Below are 12422 nucleotides of genomic sequence, written 5' to 3'. Positions count from 1 at the left end.
GAATTTGGCCAGTTTGACCCCAAAAAGCCCCAAAAACGCCCCAAAGACTAAAATTGGTCTTACCGACTGCCCCAAAGAATCGTGATAATTTTTTTTCTGTGGGTCATTACGTCTAAGTGATTGATAATATTGAACTAAAAAAGAACAAAGGTTCCGATGAATGCACGTAAATTTGTCCTAAATCCTGCTAATAAAGTGAGCAAATTTATTCAATTGTCCCATGTGCTTGTAATCAAAAAGCCCCAAAAGCCCCAAAAACGCCCCAAAGCCTAAAATTGGTCTTACCAATCGCCCCAAAAGCATATCTTGATTTAATGTATCTCTAGGCTCATAATTTGAATTCACTGGCAAAATCCAGTGACGGGATTGGTCCCCCGCTTTGGAGTTAAATCTCTTGCATCGGTGTGTATACGCCAGCTCTTGCTGGTTTTTTTACGCACAGAATCCGCACATCTGTATTATGGTGGGCTGGATTGGGCAGCTTAGGCTGGCCGCTTCCGATGCAGCGGTAGGACCAACCCAGTTCAGTCCGCCACCAAAGTTTGGTCCCTTTGAGTGGTCAATGTTCAATCTCATTGCATCGGAGGCATTTATGCCGAACAATCATCAAGTCATTGTCCCTTTCTACGGTTCTAATCTATTGGTCGTTGAGTACAACAACGAACCTTACATACCAATGAAACCCATTGTCGAAGGCATCGGTTTAAATTGGAAAACACAGTATAGAAAGTTAACTGGGAACTCCGAACGCTGGACTATGGTCATAATGACCATGGTTGCTTCTGATAACAAACCTCGTGAACGTATCTGCATCCCACTTCGAAAACTCTTTGGTTGGCTCCAAACACTGCAACCTAATCGAATACGTAGAGAAATTCGCGAAAAAGTCATCCAATACCAAACCGAATGTGACGATGTTCTCTGGCGACACTGGAATCAAGAAACCAACCAACTCCCTCCCTCAAGTCCTATCTCCACTACTACCAAACTTTTAATGACATTAGAAAACGGCCGTGTGATCGGTGTTATTCCAGTTGGCAATGACGTAACGGTCTTTGAGCGTTCAAAGCTTCCTGAGCTGCTGAATGAGCCTGGATATTTTTCTATTGAGGACTATGCAAGAATTGCCGAAACTGCAAATTGTAGATTGGCTGAATTATTATCTGCAAAGAGAAATAATCGCTGAATATTGTCGTAAGAAGTCGTTATTATTTTTCGTGAAGATTTAAAAGAGGCGCTCAAATTATTGGAGCGCCTTTTTTGACCGATGAGGTATATTTACACAATTATGTTGGGAAAGGGTTATAATTAAACTTAGTGTAATAGCCCCCTGAAAATTTCTTTGTGTCAGCATTTCTAATTAAATACCAATAATTATTGAGAGCATCGGCGGGATGAGGGAAATAATTAAGACACTGCTCTGTAAAACAAGAACATTCACTCAAAAGCTCATATTGTTTGTTATCTACAGTAAAATAACCAATCCACTTTCCTTTATACTGTAGAGACCCCCAGTATCCTTTTAACTCTATATAATCCCCGTTACTCCAATTGGCCCAATCCCACTCTGTACCCTTATCATTCGCACATAATAAATGGGTTGTAACCAGCGTGTTAGCCTGAACGAAAAAAGTAAATATTATTGACACAACGATTAAAATGATTTTTAGCATAAAAAGATTATTAAAAACAATAATGTAGATAATTTTATACAAAAATTTTTTTCAATTAAATACATTTTATGGAGAATCATTTAGAAAGCAGGTCAGTTTAGCATTGCGCTCAACTACACTTTGCACTTAAAGCTGGTCTTGATACAGCGTTACGCATCACGCTCAATCTAAGTTTGACTGATTACCTCATAAATCTCTTTTGAGGTGGTGGTGGCCATACACCCCGAAAAATTTTTATTTCACGAGCAGTTGCCTCGTTTGCTAACTTGAAGGATCCAGAAGAACCTATCTCATTGTTTTATATAGATGGTTTTGAGATCCTTTTTAAGCTTTCATCATCACAGGGGCATTAAACGACGATAGCGAAACTCCATGCCCCCACAATCTAAACCAGTATGTCTTCTTGATAGGTAACATCTCTCATATAAACTTCTCAAATTCGAACTTGCCCAACTTGGTGACAAACCTAATCGTTCAGAAATAAGTTACACTGTCACCCACCCTCTACTCTATCAATTCCAAGGACACGTATTTGTGTTTTGATCAGCTTCAACCCGTCATTTGGTGAGGCGCGAGTTGTACATTAGCCACTAAATTGAGACTTTTATCACACTTTGAGCCTAGTAATATTGTCCATAGCGATTAAATTTTGAATAGCGGTTAATCATTGATTTAACTCGCGATTGTAAAGAGGAAGTTTTTTTGAAAATCAGGTATATAACAGGTTCACCAGCAATTTTTTAACCACAAATGATAAGCTTTGAGTGCTTCTGATTTCTGCAGCTCTATGTGCGTGTGGATATACGCTTGATCCATTTTGCCCTTCGCATGATTCAATAAGGTCTCTGCAACCAGGTAATCAATGCCAATATCGGCCCACACGGTGCGCGCTAACTTTCTTAAATCGTGTGCGGTCCAGTGGCCATGCGCGATGGCTCTGAGCATATGATTGGCCACCGAGCTGAATACTGGCCTCGGATATAGCTGAAGGGGGTTCAATACCCGCTTTCACGGGGAAAAAACATTAATAAATGATTAGTTTAACGGCACCAATATTTATCAGAATTGACCGATGCAATAGCTAACCCCAAATTCGGGGTTAGCTCCGATCAAGCGACACAATGGTCGCCTCATTTGCAATATCACAATAAAAGGAGCACTCTCACTTCTTGAAATTGAAGTCTCCAAACCCCCAGATAATGTGGCTTTGATATTTGTCCAAAAATTCTTCCCCACCTTTTAGAGCGGCTTCAATACGCGCCTCTAAATCTTCGGGCTTTTTACTGTCACGGAGGAAAAACTTTGTCTGAGGCCTTTCAAATGAATCCGCAGCAATCAACGCTTCCTTACCATCATCCATAAAAGCAAGGATCTGACCCAACGTGTAGATATAATCACTGGAGACATGACCAACAAACTTATCTATATCAATGGCTGGCATTGCTTTGACTACATAACCATCACGCTTTTTCGTTTCAAAATTTAAAACGATACACAATCCCGTGTTGTTGGTCATCAAACCCACTTTATCAAATGCAGCTGCACCTACTCTCCCTGCTCGCCACGAATAGACAATTTGCTTCCGTCGATCAAAGTATACTTCTGCATCACGAGGTTTTAGTAGAAAGAAGGCCCAAAAAAAGAGAGTGACTCCATAGAGCCCTCCGAATACAGCTATATATAATATAAACTCCTTAAGCTCACCGTTGCCAAAAGTGGCTAACGCCTTCATATGGGTGAAAATTGTTATCGAGCCTTCTTTATCTGTATAAACTTTATACCCTTGAATTTGTTTTAAGCTACGCTGAATAATCTTTTGATAATCATTGTATTTTTTAATATCTCCATTCTTTTTTGCTTCAATTGAATATTCAGTAAATTCGGCTACACTGTTTTTATGATACTTTATCATATCAGCAGCATCCTCCTTACTGTAAGAGAAGCGGGGTTGAGCATTCACCATCATAATAGCCGAAAAAACGGTGAACATTATTAGTAAAGGAATAAGAACAAAGTTTCGACGCAAGTGAGAGCCCGTGCGTAGAGTAAGTACATCATCACTTACAGACGAAATCGGCTCCTTAGGGTCTTCTTCTTCGATATCAATTTGTACTTCTTTTCGAAGATCTGGCCAATAGTACGCAAAAGGGGTTCCTCGGAACATGGATAATTGCATTGAAAATATACTCATTTACAAGAGCACCTCTAATAGGTTATCAATTATTTCATATTTGTTATCATTCATTCCTATCCTACCATAACTTTTTATTTCGAAATTCTAAAACTAAAGGCTCATGGATAAGTTTTAATATAGAAAATCCATATAGATTCGCTTGAACTTTTCAGATTAGTGACTGAGTCCAAAATAAAATGCGGACTTGAAGCATCTAATGCTTAGTTACTCTTTTAGATTGCGATATAATTTAGGAAGAATATGTTCGTGTTCTAGAATGTCTTTTAGTCTTTCTTCGAATGGTTCCGGTTTCTTATCAGTGAAAAAATATGTTTTAGGCTGATTTCTATTAAAGCTATCTCCAGTAATAAGTGAGCTTTTACCAAATTCCATAAAGTTGAATATTTGCTGAAGAAAATAGTTATTCCCTTCTTCTGAATTAAGAAATACACCACCTGTCGGTTGCACTTTCATACGGATCAGATCATAATTTCCGTGATCATTCCTTTTATCTCCATAAAGGTATAAAACAACACCTGTACTTTTCTCTAAAAATCCCAAATTCTCAAACCGGCATGCTGCTAAACGACCTAGAACCCACGTATAAACAATTTTCCGCCTACGATCAAAATAAATATCAGCGGGCCTTGGCGATTTTATAAAGAAGAGAGTTAAGTAAAATGTAAAAATTGATATGATAGCTATAGTAATTAAATTATTTTTTACAGCCTCACGGTGACCTTCGTTAGCATATAAATACACTGTTTTTAAGTAATTGATAATTGAATATTTTTTATTTTCTCCGAATAAACCTTTAAAATAGTTAAGACTATTAGTATCAAATTCATCAAAATAAATACCACTTTTTTTCATTTCTTCATATTCAATTAGTTTTTCTTTCGCATAAGAAATATTATTTGAGTTTAATCCTATATTACTAACAGCATATATTAATATAATCCAAAAAGCTATAACAAACGGAATTATATATACAGAGCGTATATTATACCTGTGTTCACGAACACAAAGTATGTCATCTGTAACACGCATAAATGGCTCAAGTGGCTCTTCTTCGGGCTCTATATTTTTTTTCTGTAAAAAGAAGTCTCTGCCATTAATAAGTTTTTGAGCATATTTGGATCTAATGAATAACTTATCATTATTAATCATAAATATCTCTCATAATCCGCAAGTTCGCCGTCTATCATATCAAGGTAAGTTTTCTGCTTTTTAGGCTTCTCTGATGTATGGGTAGTTGAGAGCTTCATATGCTTCTTTACAAGCCTTAATAATTTCTTCATTTCTCTTCTGTTTTGACCACCCGTTAATACATTCACAATACCACTCATCTTCCAAAGTAGTAAATTCCCCCAAAAAACCTGGATAATCTAGTCGAACATTTGCAGCACAGATCTTCGACACCGCTGATTCAGGTAAAAGATACCCTTTTGTCACTTCATCGGTTATTACTTTTACATAACCCTCAATAGCCGCTTCATCGCTTGGACGAGTAATACTTAACTCAGCTAGAACACGGTTGAAATAATCATCAGCTTCGAATTCGTTCACGGGCTTAAGTAAAGTGGCCAGAATCGCTAGATTTTCTGTTTCGAGACCTTGTTCAAGTAAGCTCATTGCCCACGAAATTTTAAACTCGCTTCCACCAGCACACATTGCTACTTGTCCAAGCATTTTATAGGTCTCGATATTTTGTGATTCACTTAGCATTGTTTTTAAGCCTAACATCTTTAGTAACAGACAGTCTCGTTTTTCCACCTACTCTACTTTCGCTTAATTTAACATAAGCCAATAAAAATTAAAGAAAATATATCGAGATTTTTACTCTATCCTCATATAAAGTGCGCCGGCCTATTAGCAGGTCTTTAGACATTTATTGGTTAGGGGACAAACCTAATTTGGTTCATTTGGGATTATATTTTTTATCTCGAAGGTGTGACTATTCGATCTTGTATAAAAGCCATATGTGAATAGATACTCAAAAGGCAGGGTATCTGCCCTGCCTTTCTCATTACTTATACCAACCATCAGCGAGCACTTCTGCTTGCTCTAAAACCAGCTTGATGGCTTCTTCAGCCTCATCTGGCGGGTACTTCCAGCGGCGCAAAAGCCGGCGTACTAAATTACGCATGCGGGCCCGAACGCTTTCTCGCTTTTGCCAATCAACGGAGGCTGATTTGCGCAGTTGTATGGTTAATTCAATGGCCAATTGACGAAGGTTATCATCACCTAACACTCGTACCGATGCTTCATTCGCAACCAATGCTCGATAAAAAGCGATTTCATCCGCTGACAGGTTCAGCCCTGCCGCCATCTCAGCGTCAGCAGCCATCTCTTTAGCCCATTTAATTAACTCTTCAATGACCTGTGCAGTTTCGATACTACGGTTATGGTATTTGTTTAGCGTCGTTAGAATGCGATCTGAGTATTTCTTTTCCTGCACCACATCATTTTTCATTCGTGCTTTGACTTCATCGCGCAAGAGCTTTTCAAGCAATTCTACCGCAAGGTTTTTCTCTTTTAGGTTCTTTACATCTTCTAAGAACTCGTCAGAAAGCAATCCGATATTCGGTTTATCTAACCCCACCATCGAGAAAATGTCATCCACACCATTAGCAATAATGGCATTATCTAAAATTTGCTTTAACGCACTGTTACGCTGTTCATCAGTGCGTTTTTTATCAACCGTTGAGTGCTTAACAAACGCCGTCTTAATCGCAGAATAAAAGGCTATCTCATTTTTATAGCCTTGGGTTTCATCCATGGTATTACACAGCGAATAGGCTTTCGTCATTGCGGCCATCACATCTAGGAACCGACGCTTGCCATCGCGCACTTCCTTGCCATTGCTATCGATATGTGACAAACCTGATAAATGATTTACCGCGCCCGGCAGCAAACGTAAAGCCTCGGTTTCAAAGTTAGGACGGTAGTTAAATACCCTGTCATCAACTGGCGTAGCAAACATCCCGCGAACAATATCAATCTTTTCCATCAAGACAGCGAAAGCTTCAGCAGTATCAACGGTTGGTTGCCCTTTACCATGGCTGTTTGTGTACGTTTTCAGGGCGTTTTTAAGTTCACTGGCGATGCCAATATAATCGACAACAAGACCGCCGGGTTTATCTTTAAAAACACGGTTAACACGAGCAATGGCCTGCATAAGGTTATGCCCTTTCATTGGCTTGTCGATGTACATGGTATGGCAGCATGGGGCATCAAAGCCGGTTAACCACATATCTCGTACAATCACTAACTTCAGCTCATCATTGGTGTCTTTATAGCGTTTTTCAAACAGCTTTTTTGTTTTTTTATCATGAATATGAGGCTGCATTTTTTCTTTATCAGAAGCAGAGCCAGTCATGACAATTTTAATAGCACCCTGATTAGGATCATCGCTGTGCCATTCAGGTTTGATCGCTACAATCGCGTTATATAAATCGACACATATTTCGCGACTCATTGCAACAATCATCGCTTTACCAGGAAACGTTTCAGTACGAGTGGTGAAATGTGCCACTAAGTCTTGAGCAACCTGTTTGATACGAGGCTCTGCACCAACGAGCTTTTCTAGCGTTGCCCATTGCGACTTAATTTTTTCACGCGTTTCTGTTTCATCTTCCTCGCTGATCTCATCGTCAATTTGATCGTTAAGGTTTTCAATTTCAGCTTGGTTGATATCAAGCTTTGCTAGGCGCGATTCATAATAAATGGGTACCGTAGCACCATCATCGACAGCATCTTGAATATCGTATATAGAGACATATTCACCAAACACACCACGCGTGTCTTTGTCATCAACGGCAATGGGTGTACCCGTAAAGCCAATGAAAGACGCATTAGGCAGTGCATCACGCATGTATTTCGAATACCCAAACACATACTTAGAATCTATCACATTATTATCATCATCTTTGATTGATACTAACTTGGATTTGTTACCATATTGACTGCGGTGCGCTTCATCCGATACCACCACAATATTGGCTCGCTCAGATAAAACGGGATGCTCTGTTTCATCTGCCAATAACGCAAATTTTTGAATCGTGGTGAAGATGATGCCGCCTGATTGACGGTTGAGTAGCAAATCCCGCAATTCCTCACGATCATCTGCTTGCTGAGGAATTTGCTTTAGCGTCTCGCTCGCCATACTGAAGGTATTGTAAAGTTGGCCATCTAAGTCATTTCGGTCGGTAACCACAACGATGGTTGGATTATTCATCGCGGGTTGCTGCAATAACTTACTGGCATAACAAACCATAGAGATACTTTTGCCGCTGCCTTGAGTATGCCAAACCACACCAGCTTTACCGCTACCGGATTTGATGTTTTCTAAACCCTTCGTTGCTTGAACTTGATACTTCCCAACACTTTCAGCCACCATTGGTAAATCATCCCCCCCCTGTTTTGCTTTAACGGTCGCTTCTACCGCAGCACGAACAGCATGAAACTGGTGATAACCTGCAATTTTTTTAATAATTTTGTCATGGTCGGTTTCAAACAAGATGAAATAGCGAATGTAATCTAAAAGCAAATCCGGTCTAAAGAACCCGCGTACCATGGTTTCTAACTGAAACTCTAACAGTGGTTTATCATCTTCACCTGTAACGGTTTTCCACGGTAAAAATCGTTCTTGATTTGCCGTTAATGACCCCACTTTGGCAATGACACCATCACTAATCACCAAGGCTTCATTAAATACAAATAGATCCGATATTTCTTCTTTGTAGGTTTGAAGCTGGTTATAAGCATTCCAAATATCAGAATGCGTCTTAACTGGATTTTTTAGCTCGATAACCGCAATAGGCAAACCATTAATGAACACCACGATATCCGGGCGACGGTTGCCCTTTTTACCTGTAATAGTGAACTGATTGACAACCAAAAACTCGTTGTTATTTGGATTGGTAAAGTCCATTAAACGCGCATGAGTGTGCTTAGTCTTTGTTTCCAACTGACCAGTTTCCCCGTCTTCATACACGGGGTACTCAACAGGCACGCCTTCAATCAGGTATTTATGGAAAACTCGGTTGCTTTTAATCAGAACTGGCGTATCCGGTGTACTCACCGTGCTCACCACCACAGCCAAGCTTTCTTGTGGTAGCTCAGGGTTCAGTACTTCTAAACGCTCCAGTAAGCGTTGTTTCAGCACGACTTGGTGATAATCGTCACGTTCAGGTGTATCACCGTCAGGGGCGATATCGTAGCCATTTTTATAGAGGTAACCTTGGTCTACGAACCAATCAAGACAGAGCTGTTCTAGTTGGTGTTCTGTAATCATGACCACTATCTCCCTTATTATTGATTCCAAGCACGATGAATCAAGCAACCATAAACAGACCGAGCAGTACATTTTTGCTCAGGATGCGCCTTAAGCGTTTCTATGATCATTTCTACTCGGGTTGCCATTAGACAGCCTCAACCACTTGTTCTCTTGTATCTAAATCAAGTAGCCATGGGAGCGGCTCAACTAATGGTTTGCTTGCCTCTAATTCGATTTCGCCCGAAAGCAATTTAGGAAGTAAGGTGTCGCGCAAGTCTTCAAGAACAGTATTTTGAGCGTTATTCTTTGCTGCCATACCCACGAGATTACTTGCTACAACACTGTACTTTTCGAGAAGCTCTCGTGGTGGCGTCAAGATCTTAACCTTGCGAAGCTCAGCTTGTTTAATGCCCAAGGCAGTTGTACCTGAAGCTCGACCTTCCATATCTGACTTTGCTTTTGTTGTTTGGAGCCAGTTAAACAAGAACTCTGGACTGCAAACATCACTGTTAGCTCTAAGACCGTAAAGTCGTTGGCTTAAGCAAAAATCTTGTGAACCATCAAAGAAGTACAGTTCACCCATCGGTGCTTCAGACGTCATGATGATGTCACCTTTGATAAGAGGCTCTTTCATCCATTTCTTATATGTAACTTCATCGATAAAACGGATTGTGTCTGGGCGAACAATCTTCTTGGACTTAATATTTTTTGCCGAGATCGCTGGATAACCCTCTTCAACCCAGTCACTACCGAGCTTTTTAGGTGTTTTTCCACGATGGTCGATAATCATAGATGTATGGCTATCTAAAGTTCCAACTTCCCAACCTTCTGGTATCAAACCCAACTCAGATTCAACGAGCTTTTCTGGGAATAGCGAGGCAGTAGCCGCATCCATACCCTCTGGTTGCTCGCCATTCATCTTGGCTTTGACAGGATCGAAGTCGACAAACCATGACTTAAAGATGGCTTGAGCCATTTGTTCTAGTATTTGATTAGTGCTAGTGTTAACTGAAGCTTTATCATCTAGACATTTCAGTATGTTAGCTATTCTCTCCTGTTCTTCAATTGGAGGCAAAGGTAGCGTCAAACGACTAATCATATCGTTGTTTAGACTAGCTCTTGTTGATAATGTCGAGAATGCGAGCATACTAGTTCTGAAGCGTGGGCTTCTAAAATAGTAAGCGACAAATTCTGGGTGCACTTCATAAGAAGTACCTTCCTTGGGACGTAGTCGTTTGGTAAACCCGTTAAAAGTAGCGTTTTCGTAGTCTTTTAAAGCTACGCTACTCATACCAAGCTCATGCATTGTTTCGCTTGTCCGAGTAAGGAAGACATCACCTCTCTTTATCGAACCATTTGCGCGCTCCTTTTCTGAAGACTCAACCAACTGAGATAATTCTTCAGGAACAAAATAATTACCAAAGACTTCTTTAAAACTTAGAAACGGGTAACCACTACCAAATGCACTTGCTGGTTTTGATAGACCCGAACGGATATCGTAAATATCAGCTAAGGATACCTCAGGCCATTTAGATGTCATAACCCAACCCCGCTAGGTTCTTCTTGATCTCAGCTTCTAGCGTTGCTGACTCAGCAAATTGCTCACTCAATTTAGTTGTTAGCGTTGCCATCTTCTCACCGAATGGAATGCCATCGTCTAGCTCTTCAGTAGCGCCAACATAACGTCCCGGAGTTAATACAAAATCGTGCTTGGTGATTTCTTCAAGGGTTGCTGATTTACAGAAGCCTGCTTGGTCTTCATAAACGATGCCATTTACTTCTGCTCCAGTTTTCCACGCATGGTAAAGATCAGCGACTTTCTGAATATCATCGCGGGTGAAATCACGCAGTACACGATCTTTCATGTAGCCAAGGTTACGCGCATCAATAAACAGCACTTCACCTTTGCGATCACGCAGTTTGCGACCCGCTTTATCGGTGCGAGCGGTTTTGTTCTTGGTTAGGAACCAGATACATGCTGGGATTTGGGTATTGGTAAACAGCTGACCCGGCAGTGCCACCATGCATTCCACTAAATCGTTTTCAATTAAGGAAGCACGGATTTCACCTTCATTATTGGTACTGGAGCTCATCGAACCGTTGGCAAGTAACAAGGCTTGCGAGCCATCCGGTGCAAGGTGATAAAGCATGTGCTGCATCCACGCAAAGTTCGCATTACCTGAAGGCGGATTGCCGTAGATCCAACGGGGATCGTTATCATCAACACCTGTGTTCCACTCTTTCATGTTGAACGGTGGGTTCGCCATGATGAAATCAGCACGAAGATCAGGGTGCTGGTCATTGGTGTAAGTGCTGGCAGGCTCTTTACCGAAGTCGTAATCCAAACCACGGATCGCCATGTTCATCGCCGCGAGCTGCCATGTGGTGTGGTTGTATTCCTGACCGTAGATAGAGATCTTCTGCTTTTGCGTTAGCGAGTCGAGTTCTTTTTGATTTGCTCTACGCTCGATAAACTTCTCCGATTGCACAAAGAAACCGCCGCTACCCATTGCAGGGTCATAGACGCGACCTTCAAACGGTTCAATCATTTCAACAATCAGCGATACGATGGATGCTGGCGTATAGAACTGACCACCTTTTTTACCCTCAGCCAGTGCAAACTGACCAAGCATGTATTCATATACGTGACCAAGGATGTCTTTACTGTTTAGGTCTGCATGAACAAACGGAATAGTGGCAATCAAGTTGATTAGCTCATTCAGCTTCGCTTGGTCAATCTTCAAAGCAGAGTAGGATTTGTTCAGTACGCCTTTCAGTTTCGGGTTGTCGCGCTCGATACCTTCAAGTGCGTTATCAATTAGGTGACCAACAGAAGTGATTTTCTTGGTGACTTTTTGCTGATTTGGGCCGTCAATCTCAAGGTCGGCACCACCAATAGCTATAGGTGCATTATCTTGCAAGAACTGCCAGCGAGACTCTGTTGGCAGCCAGAACACGTTCTTCTCGGTGTAGAAGTCGCGAACCTCTAGTTCATTAGCAATCTCTTCAGCCAGTTCTTCTTAAGAGAAGTCGGCTGGATCTAGGTAGTATTCGTGATCTGGGTTAGCAAGGTCAGCTTTGATTTCATCCTGACGCAACTTAAACGCATCAGAAACGTATTTAACGAAGATTAGACCTAACACTGCATGCTTGTACTGTGCCGCATCGAGCGTTGAGCGCAGCTTTTCTGCTGCTGTCCAGAGCTTACTTTCAAGCTCTTTCAGGAATAGTTGTTCTTGTTGGTTCATTTGAGTTTACTTAATATGCAACAATGCACACATAATAGCACTCAGCT

Annotated in this window: 8 protein-coding genes and 2 pseudogenes; 1 reads left to right on the top strand and 9 read right to left on the bottom strand. The window is 40.9% G+C overall.

Annotation, left to right across the window (positions count from 1 at the left end; all coding sequences use genetic code 11):
* Positions 1-177 precede the first annotated feature (177 nt).
* Positions 178-345, bottom strand: a complete 168-nt coding sequence (locus tag BS333_RS22125) for a hypothetical protein (RefSeq protein WP_156007083.1) — start codon at positions 343-345, stop codon at positions 178-180.
* Between the two features lie 247 nt (positions 346-592).
* On the opposite strand from BS333_RS22125, the gene BS333_RS17460 reads away from it, so the two are divergent.
* Entirely contained in the window at positions 593-1186 is a 594-nt protein-coding gene (locus BS333_RS17460) for a phage antirepressor N-terminal domain-containing protein (RefSeq protein ID WP_021708765.1), read from the top strand.
* 100 nt (positions 1187-1286) lie between these two features.
* Here BS333_RS17460 and BS333_RS17455 read toward each other — a convergent pair whose 3' ends face one another.
* The 8 genes and pseudogenes from BS333_RS17455 to BS333_RS17415 all read right to left on the bottom strand — a co-directional run bounded on the left by BS333_RS17455 (position 1287) and on the right by BS333_RS17415 (position 12375).
* Positions 1287-1715: a hypothetical protein gene (locus BS333_RS17455; protein WP_101903944.1), complete on the bottom strand. Its 429-nt coding sequence runs from the start codon at positions 1713-1715 to the stop codon at positions 1287-1289.
* 684 nt (positions 1716-2399) lie between these two features.
* Positions 2400-2603 (bottom strand): annotated as a pseudogene (locus BS333_RS17445) (site-specific integrase); the annotation flags it as partial.
* Positions 2604-2835: 232 nt separating this feature from the next.
* Positions 2836-3864: a hypothetical protein gene (locus BS333_RS17440; RefSeq protein WP_033003421.1), complete on the bottom strand. Its 1029-nt coding sequence runs from the start codon at positions 3862-3864 to the stop codon at positions 2836-2838.
* Positions 3865-4071: 207 nt separating this feature from the next.
* On the bottom strand, positions 4072-5016 hold the full coding sequence (locus tag BS333_RS17435) for a hypothetical protein (protein ID WP_021708768.1): 945 nt from the start codon (positions 5014-5016) through the stop codon (positions 4072-4074).
* Between the two features lie 60 nt (positions 5017-5076).
* Entirely contained in the window at positions 5077-5622 is a 546-nt protein-coding gene (locus BS333_RS17430) for a hypothetical protein (protein ID WP_152428726.1), read from the bottom strand.
* Positions 5623-5875: 253 nt separating this feature from the next.
* Positions 5876-9145 carry a type I restriction endonuclease subunit R gene (locus BS333_RS17425; RefSeq protein ID WP_021708770.1) on the bottom strand — a complete coding sequence of 1090 codons (3270 nt, stop codon included), beginning with the start codon at positions 9143-9145 and terminating at the stop codon, positions 5876-5878.
* A 127-nt stretch (positions 9146-9272) separates the two neighbouring features.
* Positions 9273-10667, bottom strand: coding sequence for a restriction endonuclease subunit S (locus BS333_RS17420; protein ID WP_021708771.1), 1395 nt, complete (start codon positions 10665-10667; stop codon positions 9273-9275).
* Positions 10657-12375 (bottom strand): annotated as a pseudogene (locus tag BS333_RS17415) (class I SAM-dependent DNA methyltransferase). Before BS333_RS17415 ends, BS333_RS17420 begins: the two are co-directional and overlap by 11 nt.
* Positions 12376-12422: the final 47 nt, after the last annotated feature.

This window comes from Vibrio azureus (genome assembly GCF_002849855.1).
In the GTDB taxonomy this organism is placed as follows: Bacteria; Pseudomonadota; Gammaproteobacteria; order Enterobacterales; family Vibrionaceae; genus Vibrio; species Vibrio azureus.
The sequence above is the reverse complement of the archived record's forward strand: the minus strand, read 5'-3'. Positions and strand labels throughout refer to the sequence as shown.

What these genes read in the sequence shown, in the direction of transcription:
- BS333_RS17420 (WP_021708771.1), bottom strand. Translation starts at nt 10,667, where the DNA reads ATGACATCTAAATGGCCTGAGGTATCCTTAGCTGATATTTACGATATC.
- BS333_RS17435 (WP_021708768.1), bottom strand. Translation starts at nt 5,016, where the DNA reads ATGATTAATAATGATAAGTTATTCATTAGATCCAAATATGCTCAAAAA.
- BS333_RS17440 (WP_033003421.1), bottom strand. Translation starts at nt 3,864, where the DNA reads ATGAGTATATTTTCAATGCAATTATCCATGTTCCGAGGAACCCCTTTT.
- BS333_RS17460 (WP_021708765.1), top strand. Translation starts at nt 593, where the DNA reads ATGCCGAACAATCATCAAGTCATTGTCCCTTTCTACGGTTCTAATCTA.
- BS333_RS17425 (WP_021708770.1), bottom strand. Translation starts at nt 9,145, where the DNA reads ATGATTACAGAACACCAACTAGAACAGCTCTGTCTTGATTGGTTCGTA.